General features: G+C 64.4%; 15 protein-coding genes. 5 read left to right on the plus strand and 10 right to left on the minus strand.

The genetic code is table 11. The annotated features are described in order from the left end of the window. Window positions 1-41 precede the first annotated feature (41 nt). The 8 genes from glgX to AC5O5I_RS08795 all read right to left on the minus strand — a co-directional run bounded on the left by glgX (window position 42) and on the right by AC5O5I_RS08795 (window position 12,108). Window positions 42-2,195, minus strand: coding sequence for a glycogen debranching protein GlgX (gene glgX, locus AC5O5I_RS08760; protein WP_172229445.1), 2,154 nt, complete (start codon window positions 2,193-2,195; stop codon window positions 42-44). An 85-nt stretch (window positions 2,196-2,280) separates the two neighbouring features. Next, window positions 2,281-2,595: a DUF2934 domain-containing protein gene (locus AC5O5I_RS08765; RefSeq protein WP_172229443.1), complete on the minus strand. Its 315-nt coding sequence runs from the start codon at window positions 2,593-2,595 to the stop codon at window positions 2,281-2,283. 14 nt (window positions 2,596-2,609) lie between these two features. Then, window positions 2,610-5,384, minus strand: coding sequence for a malto-oligosyltrehalose synthase (locus AC5O5I_RS08770; RefSeq protein ID WP_494512357.1), 2,775 nt, complete (start codon window positions 5,382-5,384; stop codon window positions 2,610-2,612). Further along, a complete protein-coding gene (gene malQ, locus AC5O5I_RS08775) occupies window positions 5,381-7,450 on the minus strand; it encodes a 4-alpha-glucanotransferase (protein ID WP_494512358.1) in 2,070 nt (689 codons plus the stop codon). Before malQ ends, AC5O5I_RS08770 begins: the two co-directional genes overlap by 4 nt. Further along, complete coding sequence (gene treZ / locus AC5O5I_RS08780; protein ID WP_494512359.1) at window positions 7,447-9,189, minus strand: malto-oligosyltrehalose trehalohydrolase; 1,743 nt, start codon at window positions 9,187-9,189, stop codon at window positions 7,447-7,449. Before treZ ends, malQ begins: the two co-directional genes overlap by 4 nt. A gap of 14 nt (window positions 9,190-9,203) precedes the next feature. Next, the gene (gene glgA, locus AC5O5I_RS08785) at window positions 9,204-10,763 is read right to left on the minus strand and encodes a glycogen synthase GlgA (RefSeq protein ID WP_494512360.1); all 1,560 of its coding nucleotides are present in this window, start codon (window positions 10,761-10,763) and stop codon (window positions 9,204-9,206) included. 492 nt (window positions 10,764-11,255) lie between these two features. Continuing rightward, on the minus strand, window positions 11,256-11,714 hold the full coding sequence (locus AC5O5I_RS08790) for an SgcJ/EcaC family oxidoreductase (RefSeq protein ID WP_494512361.1): 459 nt from the start codon (window positions 11,712-11,714) through the stop codon (window positions 11,256-11,258). A 226-nt stretch (window positions 11,715-11,940) separates the two neighbouring features. Beyond that, window positions 11,941-12,108 carry a DUF6026 family protein gene (locus tag AC5O5I_RS08795; protein WP_172224777.1) on the minus strand — a complete coding sequence of 56 codons (168 nt, stop codon included), beginning with the start codon at window positions 12,106-12,108 and terminating at the stop codon, window positions 11,941-11,943. A 201-nt stretch (window positions 12,109-12,309) separates the two neighbouring features. Here AC5O5I_RS08795 and gnd point away from each other — a divergent pair, with 201 nt between their 5' ends. The 5 genes from gnd to AC5O5I_RS08820 all read left to right on the plus strand — a co-directional run bounded on the left by gnd (window position 12,310) and on the right by AC5O5I_RS08820 (window position 18,100). Beyond that, on the plus strand, window positions 12,310-13,293 hold the full coding sequence (gene gnd / locus AC5O5I_RS08800) for a phosphogluconate dehydrogenase (NAD(+)-dependent, decarboxylating) (protein ID WP_494512362.1): 984 nt from the start codon (window positions 12,310-12,312) through the stop codon (window positions 13,291-13,293). Then, window positions 13,290-14,795, plus strand: a complete 1,506-nt coding sequence (gene zwf, locus AC5O5I_RS08805; protein WP_172224771.1) for a glucose-6-phosphate dehydrogenase — start codon at window positions 13,290-13,292, stop codon at window positions 14,793-14,795. The genes gnd and zwf overlap by 4 nt, the downstream gene beginning before the upstream one ends. 142 nt (window positions 14,796-14,937) lie before the next feature. After that, entirely contained in the window at window positions 14,938-16,734 is a 1,797-nt protein-coding gene (locus AC5O5I_RS08810; RefSeq protein WP_172224768.1) for a glycoside hydrolase family 15 protein, read from the plus strand. A 389-nt stretch (window positions 16,735-17,123) separates the two neighbouring features. Further along, window positions 17,124-17,480 (plus strand): VOC family protein, encoded by a 357-nt coding sequence (locus AC5O5I_RS08815; RefSeq protein WP_494512363.1) that lies wholly within the window; start codon window positions 17,124-17,126, stop codon window positions 17,478-17,480. Further along, on the plus strand, window positions 17,480-18,100 hold the full coding sequence (locus AC5O5I_RS08820) for a TetR/AcrR family transcriptional regulator (protein WP_172224762.1): 621 nt from the start codon (window positions 17,480-17,482) through the stop codon (window positions 18,098-18,100). Before AC5O5I_RS08815 ends, AC5O5I_RS08820 begins: the two co-directional genes overlap by 1 nt. 131 nt (window positions 18,101-18,231) lie before the next feature. Here AC5O5I_RS08820 and preA read toward each other — a convergent pair whose 3' ends face one another. After that, a complete protein-coding gene (gene preA / locus AC5O5I_RS08825; RefSeq protein ID WP_172224759.1) occupies window positions 18,232-19,506 on the minus strand; it encodes an NAD-dependent dihydropyrimidine dehydrogenase subunit PreA in 1,275 nt (424 codons plus the stop codon). Then, complete coding sequence (locus AC5O5I_RS08830; protein WP_494512364.1) at window positions 19,507-20,874, minus strand: NAD(P)-dependent oxidoreductase; 1,368 nt, start codon at window positions 20,872-20,874, stop codon at window positions 19,507-19,509. It lies immediately after the preceding gene. Window positions 20,875-21,010: the final 136 nt, after the last annotated feature.

A 21,010-nucleotide genomic window follows, 5' to 3' on the forward strand; every position in this document is an offset into this window, starting at 1 on the left:
GGCAACCAATACTCCATGGGACCGGCAATGACCCCTGGTGTTCACTCTTCGTCGCGTTGCAACACCATCAGCAACATCGACCGCCCCTTGACCTCGAAGGTGCTGTCGAACTGCAGGTGCTGCCCCTTGCGCAGCTCCGGCCGATCGGTATCGACCAGGCAGCTCCAGTAGTCGCCTTCGGGCACTGTGGGCAGCTGGAACGGCACGATGTCATGGTGGGCATTGACGATCAGCAGCACGGTGGCTTCGGCACCTGGTCGGGCGATGCCACTGACCTGCGCGCGACCATCGATAAGCATGCCCAGGCAACGCCCGTGCGGGTCTTCCCACTGCTCCACGCTCATCTCGCCGCCATCCGGGGCAAGCCAGGTCACGTCCTTGACCCCGATGGCCTCGTTGTAGTCACCCACCAGAAAGCGCGAGCGGCGCAGCACGGGGTAGGCCAGGCGCAAGCGGGTGAGGCGTTTGACGAAGCTCAGCAGCTCCTTGCCTTCCTCGTCGAGGTCCCAGTTGACCCAGCCGATTTCGCTGTCCTGGCAATAGGCGTTGTTGTTGCCGTGCTGGGTGCGGCTGAATTCATCACCGGCAACGATCATCGGTGTGCCCTGGGCGAACAGCAAGGTGGCAAAGTAGTTGCGCATCTGGCGCATGCGCAGGGCATTGATCCCCGGGTCTTCGGTGGGGCCTTCGACGCCACAGTTCCAGGACAGGTTGTTGTCGGTGCCGTCCTGGTTGTTCTCGTCGTTGTCCTCGTTGTGCTTGTCGTTGTACGACACCAGGTCGCGCAAGGTGAAGCCATCGTGGGCGGTGATGAAATTGACCGACGAGTAGGGCCGGCGACCGCGGTTGTTGAACATGTCTCCGGAAGCCGCCATGCGCGCGGCAAAGTCGGCCAGCTGGCCTTCGTCACCCTTCCAGAAGGCACGCACGGTGTCGCGAAAGCGATCGTTCCATTCTGCCCAGCCTGGGGCAAAGTTGCCCACCTGATAGCCGCCAGGGCCGCAGTCCCACGGTTCGGCGATCAGCTTGACCTGACGTAGCAGCGGGTCCTGGCGGCAGGCAACGAGGAAGCTGTGACGCTCGCTGTAGCCCTCGTGGTAGCGACCGAGGATAGTCGCCAGGTCGAAGCGGAAACCGTCCACATGCATTTCGCCCGCCCAGTAACGCAGCGAGTCTGTGACCAGTTGCAGCACGCACGGGTGGCTGAGATCGAGGGTGTTGCCAGTGCCGGAATCGTTGATGTAATAGCGCTTGTTGTCGGGCATCAGGCGGTAGTACGAAGCGTTGTCGATGCCGCGCATGGACAGCGTCGGGCCCTGCTCGTTGCCCTCGGCGGTGTGGTTGTAGACCACGTCCATGATCACTTCCAGGCCGGCATCGTGCAGGTGGGCGACCATTTCCTTGAATTCGGCAATCTTGCCACTGGCCAGGTAGCTGGGGTGCGGCGCGAAGAAGGCGATGCTGTTGTAGCCCCAGTAGTTGTTCAGGCCTTTCTGCAGCAGGTGCTGGTCATTGACGAAGGCATGAATGGGCAGCAGTTCGATGCTGGAAACACCCAGGTCCTTGATGTGCTTGAGCAGCTCGTCGTTGGCCAGGCCGGCGAAGGTGCCACGCAGGTTTTCCGGCACCGCCGGGTGGCGCATGCTGATGCCTTTGGTATGGGCCTCGTAGACGATGGTGCGCTCCCACGGGATCTGCACGCGCTGGTCACGGCCCCAGGTGAAGGCAGGGTCGATCACCTTGCACTTGGGCACGAAGGGCGCGCTGTCGCGCTCGTCGAACGACAGGTCGGCGTCGGGGTGGCCGATGGTATAGCCGAACAGCGCCTCGGACCATTTCAGCTGACCGACCAGCTGCTTGGCATAAGGGTCGATCAGCAGCTTGTTGGGGTTGAAACGGTGGCCGTTTTCCGGCTCGTACGGGCCATGGACGCGGTAGCCGTAGACCAGGCCTGGGTGCGCGTCCGGCAAGTAGCCGTGGTAGATCTCGTCGGTGTATTCGGGCAACTCGATGCGTTCGAGTTCCTGCTCGCCGGTGGAGTCGAACAGGCACAGCTCGACCTTGGTGGCGTTGGCCGAGAACAGGGCGAAGTTGACGCCCAGTCCATCCCATGTGGCACCCAGGGGATAGGGCAAGCCTTCGCGTAGACGCGACGGTGCAACGGAGCGGTTTTTCTTTGGGGTGCGCGGGCTCATGGCAGTCCTCATAGGGCCGGGAAAGGGGAAGCGATGGATACCTGCGGCCTCTTCGCGGGGTCACCCGGGAAGAGGCCGTAACGGCTCATCCCGCAGTGGGTTTTTTCGCCGCCCGCGGTTTTTTCGCTGCTGCCGGTTTTACCCCCGGCAGTGCAGCCACCTTGGGCTCGGCAGGTGGCTTGGGCGCAGCCGCGGGCTTGGCAGACGCCGCGGCCTTCGGCTTGGCCGCTACCTTGGCTTTGGCTGCCGATTTGCCCTTGCCTTCAGGCGCCAGTGCTTCGGCTTCGGCAAGCTTGCGGGCCATGTCCCAATGGCGGTCTTCCTGGCCCTCCGGTTTCCCCTCTGATTCCCAGATCTGGTAGGCGAACTCGCGTACACGTTTTTCATCGACACTCATCACGACGCTCCTGAATGCTAAACATGTTCAATCAACAGGTTGACTGGAAAGTCCGACAGCACGGCGCTTAACAGCAACTCTCTAACAGGGCTGACCACCGCCGCGCCGAAAAGTCCAGTCGAAGTGGCAGGGGACAGGGCAAACGGCAGACTTACCCGGGTATCCTCCCAGTTCTGTGCCGGGATCAGCGGGGTGGGTGAAGCACCCAGCAGGGTACTGGCCAGGCGTGGCGCGATGATGACTGCCCGCTCGCCTTCGCCCAGGCGGGCAAACGCCACCACCTTGTCGGCATGCCGGCCGTGCACGGTCAGCGGCAGGTAGGCACCACGGCGGAACAGCTCGGCATGCGACTGGCGGCAGTCCAGCACGCGGGCAATCAGGGCTTGCTTGATACGGCCGTCGTGCCAGTGCGCCAACAGCTCGCCGAGCGGCGTGGCGTCAGCCAGGGTGCTGCGCCTGGCAGCGTAGTCCACCGCGCGGCGGTTGTCCGGGTCTACCAGGCTGAAGTCCCAGTACTCGTTGCCCTGGTAGAGGTCTGGCACGCCGGGCACGGTCATGCGCATCAAAACCTGCACCAGGCTATTGAGTGCCCCCGGGCAGGCCAGCAACTGCGCTGCATCCGCCACGGACTTGCGCAGTTGCAGGTTCTGCGGGTCGAGCAGCAAGCCGTTCAGGTAGTTGGCACAGCACGCTTCATAGGCCTCGTTCGGGGCGCTCCAGCTGCTGCGCAGCTTGGCTTCGCGCAGGGCCTTCTGTTGCCACTGGCGGACCCGCTCGGCGTAGGCATGCAGCGCCTGGTCGTCGTGCGGATCAAGCTGCAAGGGCCAGCTGCCCAGCAGGGTCTGCAACAGCATCAACTCGTCGCCGGGGCTTGGCGCCAGGCCATCGTCCAGCTGCGCACGCAGTGGCTCGGCAAGCTCGCGCCAGTGCTCGACGCGGCTGGCCAACCAGGGGCCGCGTTCGCTCAGTACGGCCAGGCGTGCGCGGGTATCCTCGCCGCGCTTGTGGTCATGGGTGGCGGTGGCCAGCAGGTTGTCGGGGAAATCGCGCAGGCGCCGCTGGGCCTCGTTGTGAAAGGCCTCCAGTGGCGCACTGAAACGCTCGGCCTCAAAGCCCACGTCGTTGCGCGACAGCAGCCGGGCACTGCGGTAGAAGGCGGTGTCTTCCACGGCCTTGGCGGCGCTGGGTGCGGTCAGTTGCTGGAAGCGCACGCAGGCGTGGCGCAACTGCTTGCGCGCTCGGCCAGGGGGCAGCTGGCGCCAGGCGTGCCCACCCAGCCATTGCTCAAGCTGTTCGAGCAACGGCCAGTCGGCTTCGCTGAGGTCGTGCCGGGCGTTGGCCAGTGCCTGCTGGAAGAACGCTTCGTCCTGGGCAGGGCGGCCGCAGGCATTGAAGTAGGTGCGGTACACCGGGTAATGCGCCACCAGCGCCTGCAGCGCCCGGCGGATCGCACCCAGGGTCAGGTCGCGGGTCATGAGGTCGTTGCGTGCCACCTGCAACAGCGCCTGGGCCACCGACTCGCAGTCGCCGGCCAGGCTGGCGTTGAGCACCAGGTGCCGCGCCAGGCGTACCTCCTCGGGGAAATCGGGGCGCTCTGTCACGTTGGCCCACAGCTCAGTCAACGGCGCTTCGCCTGCGGGGTCGTGTTGCAGCAGCGACACCTGGTTCATGAACTCGTAGCCGGTGGTGCCGTCGGTAAGCCAGTCGCGATGCAGGTGTTCGTTGGCGCCGAGGATTTTTTCCACGTAGATCGGGAAGTGCTCCAGGGCCGCGTTAAGCGGGCGCCGCGCCAGCAGTCTCTCGACCCGGCGGCGCAGTTTGCGGCAGTAGCCACGCGGGTCGGCCAGGCCGTCGATATGGTCGATACGCAGGCCATCCACCAGGCCGCGTTCGATCAGCTCGAACAGCTTGGCGTGGGTGGCTTCGAACACCACGGCACGTTCGACGCGCAGGCCGCCCAGCTCGTTGATGTCGAAAAAGCGCCGCCAGTTGATGTCGTCGGCGGCCGTGCGCCAGCTGGCCAGGCGGTAGGTCTGGCGCTCCAGCAGCAGGTGCAGGCGCTTGAAGCCGTTTTCGCTGCGGCTGTCGAAGGCCACCAGGGCCGATTCCAGATCGGCGCCTTCGTGCACCAGGCGCGCCAGTTCGGCTTGCAGCGGGAGTGCATCGGCCAGCGGCGTGGCCGACGCCTCCAGCGCGGTGAAGTGCTCGGCCAGGGCCTGCAGCGCAGGGTCCGGGCTAAGGGCCAGAATCCAGCCATAGTCGATCGGGCAGATCGGGAAGCGGTGCTCGTAATGGGCGACCTGCAGCAGCCCCTGGTGCTTGTCGAACTGCAGCGGCAGCTCGCCATTCTTCAGCGCCAGGCCGTAGTCGCTGCCCAGGAATGGCAGCAGCAACTGACCGGCCAGCAACGGGTCGCTGGAGTGCCACTGGATGTCGAAGAACTCGGCATAGGGGCTGCGCCTGCCCCAGGCCAGCAGGCTCTGCCACCAAGGGTTGTCGGCGCCGCCCACGGCCATGTGGTTGGACACGGTGTCGAGGATCAGCCCCATGCCGTGCTGGCGCAGGGCGGCCACCAGCCGTTCGAGTGCTGCTTCACCGCCCAGTTCCGGGTTGACCCGGGTAGGGTCGACCACGTCGTAGCCATGGCGTGAGCCGGCGCGGGCCTTGAGAATGGGCGATGCGTAAACATGGCTGATGCCCAGTTGGGCGAAGTAGGGCACCAGCGGTACGGCGTGATCGAGTGTGAAGTCGCTGTGAAACTGTAGCCGCACGGTGGCGGTCAGCGGCTTCATCGGTCACGCTCCCACGCCTGCTCGCGGGCCTGTGCCAGCAGTTCCAGGCGCCGTGCGGCGTCTTCGTCGTCCAATAGTTCACGCGCCGGCCGGGCGAAGCGTCGGCGCCAGTTGGGGTGGCCGCTGGTGGTGCCCGGCAGGTTGGGCTGCTCGTCGCAGCCCAGCAGGTCTTCGAGGGGGACCAGCACCAGCGGGGCGCGGGTGTGGCCAACATAGCGTATGGCGGCGTCGATCACGGCGTCGTTGTCCTCAAGCGGGCCATAGTTGGATTCCAGCGTGCGGCGCAGGCCGGCGTGTTCTTTCTGCCGATCATGGCGCCAGTGCAGTTCGGTGGCAGCGTCGATCAGCTGCAAACGCTGGCTCCAGTCGATATCGCGGTTCTGCAGCCAGCCGCCCAGCGGGGCCAGGTCGTGGGTGCCGGTGGTGGCCAGCGCGTTGTCCGGCCAGTCCAGAATCGGGGTGAAGTTGCCAGGCGACGCTTGCTCGAATGGCAGTACGCGCATGCCCAGCACGTTCTTTTCCGCCAGAGCCTCCCGCAGCCCTTCGGGCACGGTACCCAGGTCTTCGCCCAGGATGATGGCTTCATGGCGCACCGATTCCAGCGCCAGCAGGCGCAGCAGGTCGTCCAGTGGGTAGTTCAGGTAGGCGCCGTCGCTGGGCTTGGCCCCAGGGGGGATCACCCACAACCGACGCAGGCCCATCACGTGGTCGATGCGCAGGCCGCCAGCGTGTGCCAGGTTGGCCCGCAGCATCTCGATGAAGGCGCGGTAGCCGTTGCGTTTGAGGCCTTCCGGCGAAAACCCGCAGATGCCCCAGGCCTGGCCGGAGCGGTTGAGGATGTCGGGCGGCGCACCCACCGTCAGCTTGGCCAGCAACTCATCCTGGCGGCTCCAGGCCTGGCTGCCGGCACCATCGGCACCCACTGCCAGATCGGCGATCAAGCCGATCGCCATGCCGTTGCCGCGCGCCGCTTCCTGGGCGCGTTGCAGGCTGCGTTCGGTCAGCCACTGACAGAATGCGTGGAACTCGATGCGGGCCGGGTAGCTGGCGGCAAAGCTCTGCACTTCGGCATGGTAGGGGTCTCGCCAGGCCTCTGGCCAGTTGCGCCAGTCGGCACCCAGGCCCCGGTCGACGGCTTCGGCCTGCAGCACTTCGAAACGGCAATGGTGTTCCAGCGCTTCGCCAGCTGCCTCGCGAAAACTGTCGAAGTCGCTGCGCTGCGGGTGTTCGCCCTGGCTGAAGTCCTTGTACAACGCCTGCAACAGCCCGTGGCGCGCTTCGGCTGCCCGAGGCCAGTCCACCAGTGGTTCCTGCTCGAGCCGTTCCAGCGTCTGCTCCAGCCCGCAGGCCTGCACGGCCAGGCGCATGGCGCGCTCGCCGAGGATCGCAGCGGGGCTGGCGTACAGGGTGTTGAGCAGCAACCGGCTCGACGGCGAGTACGGGCTGTAGTGTTGCTGATCGAATGCCGAAAGCGCGTGGATCGGGCTGATGGCCAATGCATCGGCCCCGCGTTCGGCGGCGCTGCGTGCCAGCTGCTCCAGGGCCATGCAGTCGCCGAAACCGCCATCGCCGGGGCGGCGCAGGCTGTACAACTGCGCCGAGAGCCCCCAGCAACGTGCGGGCGGTTCGTTGACCCGGTCGTGCAGGGACACGCAGCCCGCGGGCGCAACGGCCAGCGTGAATGCATGGCCTTCGACTTGCAGCTGGTGGTAACCCACCGGCAGTTGGCCCGGTAACCGGCTTTCGGCATCGAGGCGCAATTGCAGTTCGGTACCGTCCTCGAGGCGGCACTGCACCGGGCTGCCGGCTGCGAAGTAGCGCCGCAGCGCCAGCGGCTTGCCTGCATCCGCCGTCAGCAGCGGCGGCACATGCTCGGCGTCATCGCTGTGCGCGATATTGGCCAGGCTGTCACGCAGTTGGGCATCGTCTGCGGCGGGGTGGCCGAGCGCTTCCAGTACCTGGCGCAGCACTTCGTCACTGACCTGCTGCGGGCGGTTGTTGGCGTCGATCCAGTCGCGCGCCAGCCCGGCTCGCTGGGCCAGCTGGTGTAGCAAGGGTTCGCTCATGGCGCCTCCTGGCCGGCGGGCAGCAGGGTGACCACGCAGCTGTAAGGGGAAAGGTGGGTGTCGGGGTGGGCGTTGTTGCTGCTGTCGAACAGGCGCATGCCGGCAGCAGGCTGCGGCAATGGCTGGGCCTGGGCGGCAAGGTTGAGGTCGATGCGCAGCGTGCTGCCATCCCCCAGCCGCCAGCTGGCGCTGAGTGCCTTGTCGCCCAGCACCTCAGCGCCCAAGGCTCGGGTGCCCGGGAGGCGGGGCACCAGCTGTGTGCGCCGTACCGCCAGCAGTTGTTGGTACAGGCCGTGCCAGCCAGCGAGCACATCGTGGCCATCTGGGCGCGAGGTGTCGAAGGTTGACCGGGCGTTCGGGTCAGGTATGCGCTGGCGCTGTTCGGGGTCGGCGAATGCTGCGAAATGGGCAAATTCGCCGCGGCGGCCTTCGCGCACCGCATCGGCCAGCTCGTCGTGGAAATCGGTGAAGAACAGGAACGGCGCGCGGCTGCCGTCATCGTCGGCCATGAACAGCAGCGGAATCATCGGGCTCAGCAGCAGCAAGCCGGTGGCTGCCCGCAATGCCGCTGGCGGGCACAGCCGGGTAAGGCGCTCACCCAGCGCACGGTTGCCGATCTGGTCATGGTTTTGCAGGAACAGCACAAAAGCACTGGGCGACAGGTGCCCGCTCGGCTCGCCCCGGGGTTGCCCGTGGCGATTGATGTCGCCCTGGAACACGAACCCTTCGCCCAGGCAGCGGGCCAGCTTGTCGATCGGCTTGTCCCTGTAGTCTTCGTAATAGCCTTCGGTTTCGCCGGTCAGCAGTACGTGCAGCGCGTTGTGGCCGTCATCGTTCCATTGCGCGTCAAAGCCTTGTTCCAGCAGGAACGCCTGGTTGTGTTCGTTTTCCAGCACCAGCCACACCTGGCGGCCGGGTTCGACCGCCGCCCGCACACGTTGCGCCAGTTCGATGAGAAAATCGGGCTGGTCAATGGCGTGCACCGCGTCCAGGCGCAAACCGTCGAAGCGGTAGTCGCACAGCCACATCAGGGCGTTCTGGATGAAGTACTCGCGTACTTGCGGGCGGCGGAAATCGATGGCCGCGCCCCAGGGCGTCTGCCGGTCTTCACGGAAGAACGGGCTGGCGTACTGGTGCAGGAAGTTGCCGTCCGGGCCGAAGTGGTTGTACACCACATCGAGCATGACCATCAGGCCATGGCCATGGGCCTGGTCGATCAGGCTGCACAACTGTTGCGGGCTGCCGTAGCTATGCTGCGCGGCAAAGGGCAGCACACCGTCGTAGCCCCAGTTGCGGTCCCCGGGAAACTGACCGACCGGCATCAGCTCGATCGCGGTGATACCTGTGGCGGCAAGGCGTGGCAAATGGCTGGCCACGCCTTCGTAACCGCCCAGCACACCGACGTGCAGTTCCTGAATCACGGCCTCGTGCCAAGGCCGGCCTTGCCAGCTGTGTTGCCAGGCGTAGCTGGCAATGTCCACTACCTGGCTAGGCCCATGCACGCCTTCGGGTTGGTAGCGCGACGCGGGGTCGGCTACCTGCAGTTTTCCGTCGACGAGGAAGTGGTAGTTGCTACCGGGCCTGGCCGGGCCGATCCCGGTGTACCAGCCATCCTCATCGGGCAGCAGCGCAATGGCCGGCTGCTGCTCCAGTATTACGCTCACGCTGCGCGCATCGGGTGCCCAGAGGGCGAAGCGCGCCGACGTGGCGTCCAGCAAGTGTGCGCCATGCCTGTGCATCTTCGGCCCCTTTCTCAGTAATGCGCCAGGTGGGCCTGCTTGACCAGGTCCTCGTACAACCGTGCATAGGGTTCCACGGCTTGGCACCAGTTGAACGGCTGGGTCATCGACAGGCAACGCATGGCGTTGAGCAGGTCCTTCTTCTGGTAGATATAAAAGGCACGGCTGAGGGCTTCCCGGTAGCTTTCCACGGTGGATTCGTCGAACAGGAAGCCGGTGACGCCGTTTTCGATGGTGTCGGCCAGCCCGCCGGTGTTGCGCGCCACCGGCAGTGAGCCGAAGCGCTGCGCATACATCTGGCTGAGGCCACAGGGCTCGTAGCGCGACGGCATCAACAGGAAGTCGCTACCGGCGAACATGCGCCGGGCGTCGGTTTCGTTGAAACCGATGCGCACGCCGATGCGGCCGGGGTGGCGCAGCGCGAGCTCGCGCATGGCCTGCTCTTCCTCTGGCTCGCCACGGCCAATGATCGCAATCTGCCCGCCTTGCTCGACAATGTAGTCGGCCACACCCAAGGTCAGGTCCAGGCCTTTCTGGTAGACCAAGCGCGAGACCACGGCAAACAGCGGGCCCTCGGAGGGTTCGAGATCGAACAGCTCGCGCACTTCCTGGGTGTTGCGTGCCTTGCCTGCCCAGTCGTTCATGCTGAAGTTGTGCTGCAGGTGCTTGTCGGTGGCCGCGTCCCAGCTCTCGTCAATGCCGTTGGGGATGCCGCCGAGCAAACCTTGCTGCGCCTTGCTGGAGAGGAAGCCATCCAGGCCGCAGCCGAATTCGGGCGTGGTGATTTCCTGCGCATAGGTAGCGCTTACCGTGGTGATGTGGCTGGAGTAGGCCAGGCCGGCCTTGAGGAACGACAGCTTGCCGTAGAACTCCATGCCTTCCTGCTGCATGGCGTGGTCCGGGATGGCCAGCTCCGGGCTGCAGCCACGGCTGTACACACCCTGGTAGGCCAGGTTGTGAATGGTGAACAGGGTCGGCGTGCTCAGCCCGCGCCAGTGCATGTAGGCGGGCGCCAGCCCTGCGGGCCAGTCGTGGGCGTGGACCAGTTCAGGCTTCCAGTGGATCATGCCTTCGCCAGCGGCAATCTCGGCAGCTGCCAGGCCAAGGCGGGCGAAACGGATGTGGTTGTCCGGCCAGTCGCGGCCGTTGTCGGCGGCATACGGGGTACCCGGCCGCTGGTACAGCTCTGGGCAGATCAGCACATAGATGACCAGGCCGTCGGGCAGATCCATGCGCCCGATCTTGCACGGCGGCAGCGCCGCGTGCCCGCCCAGCGCCCCGACGATATGGATGGGGTTGTCGCTTTCCATCACTTGCGGGTAACCGGGGATCAGTACGCGCACATCATGCAAGTGGGCCATGGCACGAGGCAGGGCGGCGGAGACATCGCCCAGGCCGCCGGTTTTTACCAGGTCGGCGAATTCCGAGGTTACGAACAGCACTTTGCGCTTGTTGGGGTTGTGCTGGCGCTGAGCGCCGGGTGCCATGCCTGTCGTAGCGAAATCCGGGGTGACTGGTTCGCGGTTGTCCGAGGTAAAGGTGTCTACGTGAGGCTCGACAGCGGCACTGATCATACTTCTTCTCCGTCCCTATGCTTGGCCGGGTGCTGGCACCCGTGGCGATATCTCGTGTTGGTTCTCTCTGGTTCTGAATACTGCGTATTGCGTTCCATGCCCCTGGGTCGTGCGCGCAAACACAACGCGATCGGCACTCCGGCCGAAAGCGATGGGATTCATTGGGGTGGTGGGCCGAGCCTGGGAATGTCCCATGGGTTTGGCCTACTTAATTGCTGACCCGCCGCCTTTCCTTAAAGTTCGACTTATTTTCGTCACTCTTCCATTGAGCAAATCGCGGGCCGAAAACCGAGTGTAGGAGAGAAAGAGCTAAAAAGGTGACCCACTGGTCACTATTGTTATGGTGCGCAATAGACGCAAACGTTGGCGAGCGTAACCGGATGTTAACCAGGCCCGGCGGCGGTTCGAGCGGGGGAGGGCGACGCCCCGATCAGGGGCTGCTGGTGCGCTGATCTGGTGCATTCGACGGTGTGAATGCACCAGGGTTCGGGACTAATTCGCGGGCTGAATCGAGGAGTGATGGTGAGCTATCAGCCATTGGCCATCGACATACCGGTAGTTGAAGGTAAAGCGCGCTGCCTGTTGCTGGCCGGTGGCAGCGAAGGTGAAGGTATACAAGCCAGCCAGCGATGCCTGGTCACAGCCCCCGTAAACATGCGTTTCATTCAGTGTGCCTGCAGGGCGGTCGCGCAGGAATCGATTGAAGTAATCGATGTGGGCGGCTCGATCTTTTCGGGCTGTACCTGACAAGGTAGGCAACAGGAGTGCTTGGTCCGTGTATAAATCGGCCACTTTTTCGGCCTGTCCCGTTTGCAGGCGGCTGTTCCACTCCTGGAACAGCGCCACGACCTGGCGTTCGTCGAGCTTGCGACACTCCAGTTGACTGGCGGCGAATGCCGGATTCGCAAGGACAATCAAGGCCAGGGAAACGCCAAGGGGGATACGTTTCATGCAGTCAGCTCCGAATAGCGCTGCAGGCCGCGAAGTCAGCCTGCCCGATGCCGATTCTGGCTGGAGTGAGCAATGGACGTTATCAGACCGTGCCCGCACAGGGGTAGGACAAGTACGAAGCGCTTGGTTGCATGTACCGATCACGGCAGGCAGCCGGACCTGAAAACGCTACAAAGGGGGGAGGCAAGGTGGAGGCCATACAGCCCCCACTGAAGAAAGGTACAGCTCAGAGGCTGACAGCTTTATCGCCATCGCGCTGTTGCGCCAGCATCAGGTTCAACTGGGCGACCTGCTGACGCAGCTGGTCACGTTCGTCCTTCAGCTTACGCAGCTCATCACGGCGCACGGAGACATAGAGGGTCTGGGTTGGGGTTGCAGGCATCAGAGTACCCATGAGCACACCTCGCGGTTTTGGCTGGTGACAAATCAAAGCGTAGACGCTTCACGCGGGGCGCATTCTGAATTCTTTCACAGGTCTTGGGAACTTTTTTGTTTATCGTGGTCTCGCCATTCGTCGCTGAACCCTCGGGCGGCATGCTGGACTAACCTGAAAAGCTTAACTGTCGTCATCCATTTAAAAGGGGAGCATGGGCTCATGCAACTGGGAATCATCGGGCTGGGCCGCATGGGCGGCAATATCGCAAGGCGCCTGATGCGCGCCGGCCACCGCACCGTGGTGCATGACCGCAACCGCGAGGCCATTACCGGGCTGGAGGGCGAAGGCGCGCAGGGCGCGCACGACCTCGGTGCGCTGGTACAAAAGCTCAAGGCACCCCGCGCCGTGTGGGTCATGCTGCCGGCGGGTGAGCCCACCGAACAGACCATCGCCCAGTTGGCCGATCTGCTCGAACCGGGCGACGCGATCATCGACGGCGGCAACACCTTCTACAAGGACGACATGCGCCGCGCCAGCGAACTGGGCAAGCGCGGCCTGCATTATCTGGACGTGGGCACGTCTGGCGGTGTCTGGGGCCTGGACCGTGGCTACTGCATGATGATCGGCGGCGAAAAGGAGGTATTCGAGCGCCTGGAACCGCTGTTCAAGGCGCTGGCGCCGGGCGTGGGTGATATTCCACGCACCCATGGCCTCAGTGGCGAACACCAGCGTGCCGAACATGGCTATATCCACGCCGGCCCACCGGGCGCCGGGCATTACGTAAAAATGGTGCACAACGGCATCGAGTACGGCCTGATGCAGGCCTACGCCGAAGGCTTCGACCTGTTGCGCAGCAAAGGCGGCAACGAGTTGCCGGAAGACCAGCGCTTCGACCTGAATGTGGGCGAAATTGCCGAAGTATGGCGGCGCGGCAGCGTGGTCACTTCGTGGCTGCTCGACCTTACCGCCGATGCCTTGGCGGCCGACCCGCAGCTGTCGCAGTTCAGTGGCTCGGTGTCCGACAGTGGCGAAGGCCGCTGGACCATCGACGCTGCCGTCGAGCAGGCGGTGCCTGTGCCGGTGCTGTCCAGCGCACTGTTCGCGCGGTTCCGCTCGCGCCAGCAGCAGGGCACCTATGGTGACAAGATTCTCTCGGCCATGCGCCTGGGCTTCGGTGGCCACGTCGAGAAGAAAGGCGAATGACTAAACAGACCATACCGGCTGCACCCGCTTGTACCCTGTTCCTGTTTGGCGCCAATGGCGACCTGGTAAAGCGCCTGCTGATGCCGGCGCTTTACAACCTCAGCCGCGACGGCTTGCTGGACCGCAACCTGCGCATCGTCGGCGTCGACCACAACCCGGCCAGTGCCGAGGACTTTGCCGGGCGGCTGCACAGTTTCATGGCCGAGCGCGACAAGGGGGGCGAGGGGGCAGCCAAGTGCCTGGATGAGAAACTGTGGTCACGCCTGGCCAAGTGCCTGGACTACCAGACCGGCGACTTCCTGGACCCGGCCACTTACCAGGCCATCGGCAAGCGCATCGACAAGACCAGCCATGGCAATGCCATCTTCTACCTGGCAACGTCGCCGCGGTTCTTCCCGGAAGTTGCCCAGCGCCTGGGTGAGGCCGGCCTGCTGGACGAGTCCGGCGGCGGCTTTCGTCGTGTCGTGGTGGAAAAACCGTTCGGCACCGACCTGGCCAGTGCCGAGGCGCTCAATGCCTGCCTGTTGAAGGTGATGGGCGAGCGGCAGATCTACCGCATCGACCATTACCTGGGCAAGGAGACGGTGCAGAACATTCTGGTCAGCCGTTTCTCCAACGGCCTGTTCGAGTCGTTCTGGAACAACCACTACATCGACCATGTGCAGATCACGGCTGCCGAAACCGTTGGCGTCGAAACCCGCGGGGCGTTCTACGACAACACCGGCGCCCTGCGTGACATGGTGCCCAACCACCTGTTCCAGTTGCTGGCGATGGTCGCCATGGAACCGCCGGCGGCGTTCGGTGCCGATGCGGTACGTGGGGAAAAGGCCAAGGTGATCGGTGCAATTCGCCCCTGGTCGGCAAAGATGGCGCTCAAGAATTCGGTGCGCGGCCAATACACCGTGGGCAAACAGGGCCGCAAGCGGTTGCCGGGTTATCGCCAGGAAGCCAACGTGGCCGAAGATAGCCAGACCGAGACCTATGTGGCGCTGAAGGTGATGATCGACAATTGGCGCTGGGCCGGCGTGCCGTTCTATTTGCGCACCGGCAAGCGCATGAGCGTACGTGACACCGAGATCGCCATCTGCTTCAAGCCTGCGCCGTATGCGCAGTTTCGCGAATCGGAGCTGGAACGGCCCAAGCCCAACTACCTGAAAATCCAGATCCAGCCCAATGAAGGCATGTGGTTCGACTTGCAGGCCAAGCGCCCTGGGCCAGAGCTGGTAATGGAGAATGTCGAGCTGGGCTTCGCCTATAAGGACTTCTTCAAAATGACCCCGGCGACTGGCTACGAAACACTGATCTACGACTGCCTGACCGGGGACCAGACTCTGTTCCAGCGCGCCGACAACATCGAGAACGGCTGGCGTGCGGTGCAGCCGTTTCTTGATGCCTGGGCCAAGGATGGCGAGGTGCATGAATATCCGGCCGGTCAAGATGGGCCCGAGGCTGGCCATGAGCTGCTGACGCGGGACAAGCGCGAATGGCATCGGTTGGGATGAGCGTTTTGCAGTGCCTGTGCTGGCCTCTTCGCGGGTAAACCCGCTCCCACGGGTACTGCGCATTTCAGATCCAGTAGTGATCCTGTGGGAGCGGGTTTACCCGCGAAGAGGCCGGGACAGGCAACCAATGAAAGGAGACCCAATGCCCGCCCATATCGAAGATTACGCACTGCTGGGCAACTGCCGCAGCGCCGCCCTGGTCAGCCGCGATGGCTCGCTCGACTGGCTGTGCCTGCCACGCTTCGACGCACCTGCAGTATTCGCCGCCCTGCTGGGCAACGAAGAAAACGGCCGCTGGCGCCTGGCCCCCTGCGACCCGGTCGAACACAGCAGCCGGCAATACCTGGACGACACCCTGGTACTGGAAACCACCTGGGTCACTGCCACCGGCCGCGCGCGGGTGCTCGACTTCATGCCGTTGGGCGAAGCCAATTCGGTGGTGCGCATCGTCGAGGGCCTCTCGGGTGAAACCAACTTTGAAATGGACCTGGTGATGCGCTTCGACTACGGGCGCAGCGTGCCGTGGGTGGAACGGTTGGAGCCACTGAGCCTCAGCGCCGTCGCCGGCCCTGACCGGTTGATCCTGTGCAGCACCGTCCCACCCCAGCCTCGCGACCATCACACTGGCGCGCGCTTTCGCGTGGGTGCTGGCGAGCGGCAAGTCTTCAGCCTGCGCCACCAGCCCTCGCACCTGCCGGTGCAGCCCGACTGCGACAGCGATCAAGCCCTGGCGCAAACCATCGACCAATGGCAGGCCTTTGCCGCTCGCTGCCCGGAGGTAGGGCCTTATACCGCGCTGGTGCGCCGCTCGCTGCTCACTCTCAAGGCCATGACCTATGCCCCCACCGGCGGCATCGTCGCCGCCGTCACCACCTCGCTGCCCGAGCGTGTGGGTGGCGAGCGCAACTGGGACTACCGCTTTTGCTGGCTGCGCGACGCTACCATGACCCTGCTGGCGTTCATGAACCTTGGCTATTTCGACGAAGCCCAGGCCTGGCGTGAATGGCTGCTGCGTTCGGTGGCTGGCAACCCCGAACAGATGCAGATCATGTACGGCCTGGCTGGCGAGCGTGATTTGCAGGAGTACACCCTGCCATGGCTGGCCGGGTACGAACATTCACAGCCGGTGCGCGTGGGCAATGCCGCGTCCGGGCAGATGCAACTGGACATCTATGGCGAACTGGCCGACGCCATGACCCAGGCGATCAAGGGCGGCTTGCCCCGGCTGCCACGCAGTGCCGCGATTGCGCGGCTGATCCTGCCGTATGTGGAAAGCATCTGGCGCAAGCCCGACGAGGGTATCTGGGAGGTGCGCGGCGGTCGCCAGCAGTTCGTGCATTCCAAGGTCATGGCCTGGGTCGCCTTCGACCGCGCCGCCGGGCTGGCCGACACCACCGAGGAGGACCGTGAGCGCGGGCGGCATTACCGCCAGGTGGCCGACGAGATCCGCAACGAAGTGTGTACACAGGGGCTGGATGCGAGCGGCAAATTCTTCGTCCAGGCCTACGGCTCGACTGAAATGGATGCCAGCCTGTTGCAGATTGCCCTGACCGGTTTCCTGCCGGCGGACGACCCGCGTTTTTTGCGCACGCTGGAGCAGATCGAACAACGGCTGCTGAAAAACGGCCTGCTGATGCGCTACGACAGCGACAGCTGCAGCGATGGCCTGACCCCAGGCGAGGGCACTTTCCTGGTGTGTTCGTTCTGGCTGGCTGACGTGTATGTACTGCTTGGCCGCCAGGCCGAGGCGCAGGCGCTGTACCAGCGCCTGACCGGTCTGTGCAACGATCTTGGCCTGCTGGCCGAGCAGTACGACCCGGCCGGTCGGCGCATGCTTGGCAACTTCCCCCAGGCGTTCAGCCATATCGGCATCATCAATACCGCGCTGAACCTGCACCGCGCCCAGTGCCCGGTGCGCGACCGGGCCAGTTGCGGGTAGTGCCCCTCCTCAAATCTCAATGCGTGCGCGATCCCTGTGGGAGCGGGTTTACCCGCGAAGAATGCGACGCGGTGTGGGGCAACGGCTTTGCCGGTGTTCGCGATAAAGCCTGGCCACCGGGGAATGCCAGTCAGTTAAGCAATTGGGGCCGCTTTGCGGCCCATCGCTGGCAAGCCAGGCTCCCACAAGTACGGCGCATGGCTTGAACTCGATGCGGTCTGGGTGGGAGCTGGCTTGTCGTGGCGACGAACCGCGGCGATGGGCTGCGCAGCAGCCCCTCTAGCCTTAACTGATTGGCATTAGGCCCCCGGGTTGTTTCATGCCGCCTGATGTAAAACTCTCAAGTGACCGGAGTAGACTAGGTCAAACCCCTTCGGCACGGAGCACACATGGGCATTCGCGGTACTGACCGGCAGATCGACAACATCGAGTTCAATGTCAGCGACATCGCACGGAGCAAGGCCTTCTATGGCAGCGTGTTCGGCTGGACTTTCACCGACTACGGGCCTACCTACAGCGAATTCGGCGATGGCCGGCTGACAGGCGGCTTCACCACCGGCGAGCCGGTAAGGCCGGGTGGGCCGTTGATCATCCTCTACGCCGACGATCTCGAGGCCACGCAGAAACGCGTCGAGGCCGCAGGTGCGAAGATCAGCCGCGCGGCCTTTGCCTTCCCCGGTGGCCGGCGTTTCCACTTCATCGACCCGGACGGTTATGAACTGGCGGTGTGGACGGCTCAAGCCTGATGGCCAACCACAAGATCGAAATCCGCCGGCGCAATGTCGAGAAGATTCTGCAAGCCGCGGAAAAGGTGTTCGCCGACAAGGGCTACGGCGCCACTTCGATGGGTGATATCGCCGAGCAGGCCGAGTTGCCGCGCTCCAACCTGCATTACTATTTCAGCACCAAGGACGAGCTGTTCCGCGCGGTGCTGCAAGACCTGCTGGATGTGTGGAAGCAGGATGCATTGTGTTTCGAGAATTTCGACGACCCGCGCGTAGTGCTGACCAGTTACATCCGGGCCAAGATGGGCCATTCGCGCTCACGGCCGCTGGGCTCGAAGATCTGGGCCGAAGAGATGCTGCACGGCGCGCCGGTCCTGGGGGTGAACCTTGATGAGAGCCTGGTGCCCTGGGCGAAGCTGAAGGAAGCCAAGATCCGCCGCTGGGTGGAGGAGGGCCGCATTCTGCCGGTTGAGCCGTCAGCGTTGCTGTACATGATCTGGGCGGCTACCCAGCATTACGCTGACTTTGGCTACCAGGTGACGCTGCTTAATGGTGGCGAGGCGCTGTCGGACATGGCGTTCGAGAGTGCGATGCAGACGGTGACCAGTGTGATTTTGCGGGGGATCGGTTTGGAACCCTGAGGCTCTGATTGGGGTCGCGTTGCGGCTCATCGCCGGCAGGCCAGCTCCCACAGGGATCGCACCTGTCAGCCCTGCTGCGATCCCTGTGGGAGCTGGCTTGCCGGCGATGAGGCCATTCAAGGCAAAGACGCTTAACTGGCCTCGCGATAGGGGTTGCGCGGGTCCTGGGTCCAGTTCAGGTACGGCTTGCCGGTATCCTGCGCCACCATCTCGATGCAGCTCTCCACCGGGCAGGTGATCTGGCACAGGTTGCAGCCCACGCATTCCTCCTCGATCACGCTATAGGCGTGGGTACCGTCCGCCTTGAGGGTACTGGCAATCGCCTGGTGCGAAGTATCTTCACAGGCAATGTGGCAGCGCCCGCAACCGATGCAGGCCTCCTGGTCGATATGCGCCACGGACTTGTAGTTGATGTCCAGGTACTTCCAGTCCGTGGTATGCCCCACTGCCTGACCGCGGAACGCCTCGATATTCGGGTGCCCATGCTGGTCCATCCAACGTGCCAGGCCGTCCTTCATGTCTTCGACAATGCGAAAACCGTGCAGCATCGCCGCTGTGCATACCTGTACGGCGCCACTGCCCAGGGCCATGAACTCGGCGGCATCACGCCAGTTGCCGATGCCGCCAATGCCGCAAATCGGCAAACCGCGGGTTTCCGGGTCGCGAGCGATTTCTGCCACCATGTTCAGCGCAATCGGTTTTACCGCCGAACCGCAATAACCGCCGTGGGTGCTCTGGTCGCCGACGATGGGGTGGGCCACCATGCGGTCCAGGTCGACGCTGGTAATCGAGTTGATGGTGTTGATCAACGACACCGCATCGGCCCCGCCACGGTGAGCGGCACGGGCCGACTGGCGGATATCGGTGATGTTCGGCGTGAGCTTGACGATCACCGGCAGCGAGCAATACGTCTTGCACCAGCGGGTGACCATTTCCACGTACTCCGGCACCTGGCCTACCGCTGCGCCCATCCCGCGCTCCGGCATGCCGTGGGGGCAGCCGAAGTTCAGCTCGATGCCATCGGCCCCGGTGGCTTCCACCAGTGGCAGGATAAACTTCCACGATTGCTCTTCGCACGGCACCATCAGTGACACGATCAGCGCACGGTCAGGCCAGTCCTTCTTCACCTGGGTGATTTCACGCAGGTTGATTTCCAGCGAGCGGTCGGTAATCAGCTCGATATTGTTGATGCCCTGCACCTGACGGTTGGCGCCATAGTGCGCCGAGTAGCGCGAGGACACGTTGACCGCCGCCGGGTCTTCGCCCAGGGTCTTCCAGACCACACCGCCCCAGCCCGCCTCGAACGCGCGGACCACATTGTAGGCCTTGTCGGTGGGCGGTGCGGAGGCCAGCCAGAACGGGTTGGGCGCCTTGATGCCGGCGAATACGATAGACAAGTCGGCCATTTATGCAGCCTCCACGTTGAGCATGAGTTGGGCATGCATGGCTTCGGCGGCCAGCTTGCCGTGTTGCACGGCCTGCACGGTAAGGTCCTGGCCCAGGGCGGTGCAGTCGCCCCCGGCATACACACCCGGCAGGCTGGTCTGCATCCCTTCATCAACGCGAATACGCTCCCCCTCGCGGGCCAGTTGCGCGGCTACCGGGTCGGCGAGGCTGGCATCGTCAAAGCGTTGGCCGATGGCCTTGAAGATGGCATCGGCGCCCAGCTCGAAGGTTTCGCCAGTGTCGCGCAGGCGGCCATCGGCAAGCGCCGTGCGGGCAAAGCGCATGCCGCGCACCTTGCCGCTGTCGTCCAGCAGCACGGCGTCGGGGCGGGCCCAGGTGTGCAGGCGCACCTGGTTGGCCTTGGCGATGTCCTGCTCGTGGCCCGTGGCGCCCATGTCGGCGATACCGCGCCGGTACACCAGGTTGACGTCGCGGGCACCCAGGCGGCTCATCTGCACGGCCATGTCGATCGCTGTATTGCCGGCGCCGATCACCAGGCAGCGGTCGGCCAGCGGCAGCTGGCTGAGGTCATCGGCCTGGCGCAGTTCGCGGATGTAGTCGGTCGCGGCAAGCAGGCCGGGGGCTTCTTCATCTGGCAGGCCCAATTGGCGTACGGCATTCAAGCCCAGGCCGAGGAACACCGCGTCATACTGATCGCGCAGTTCGCCAAGGCTCAGGTTGCCCCCCAGACGCTGGCCATGGCGGATCTCGATACCGCCAATCCCCAGCAGGAATTCCACTTCACGCTGAGCGTAGTCATCCACCAGCTTATAGCGGGCGATGCCGTACTCGTTCAGGCCACCGGCCTTGTCGCAGGCCTCGAACACCACCACCTCATGCCCGTGCATGGCCAGGCGATGGGCGCAGGACAGCCCGGCAGGGCCGGCACCGACCACGGCGATGCGCTTGCCGGTGGCCGGCGAGCGCTGGAATGGGTGTTCGCTGAACTGGGCGTTGTCCAGCGCGTAGCGCTGCAACTGGCCGATCAGCACCGGTGCGCATTCCTGGGCGTTATTGCGCACGCAGGCTTGCTCGCAGAGGATTTCGGTGGGGCAGACGCGGGCGCAGCTGCCGCCGAGGATGTTGGCGGAGAGGATGCGTTCGGCGGCGCCTTGCAGGTTTTCGTCGCTGATGCGGTGGATGAACGACGGGATGTCGATGTCGCTGGGGCACGCGTTGACGCAAGGGGCGTCGTAGCAGTACAGGCAGCGTGCGCTTTCGACGGCGGCCTGGCGGGCGGTCAGGGGTGGGGCCAGGTCGCTGAAGCGCTCGGCCAGCTGGTCGGCGCCGGCCCGGGGGCGCGGCAAGTGGTTCAGGGCGTCGATCACGGTTGGAGCCTCTCTTTCTTATAGTTGGCTTGGAATGGGGGCGCTTTGCGCCCCAATCGCCGGCAAGCCGGCTCCCACAGGTACTCCACCGACCGTCAAAGCCGCGCGGTCGAGGTGGGAGCTGGCTTGTCGTGGC

This window comes from Pseudomonas sp. 9_2_1 (assembly GCF_059295275.1).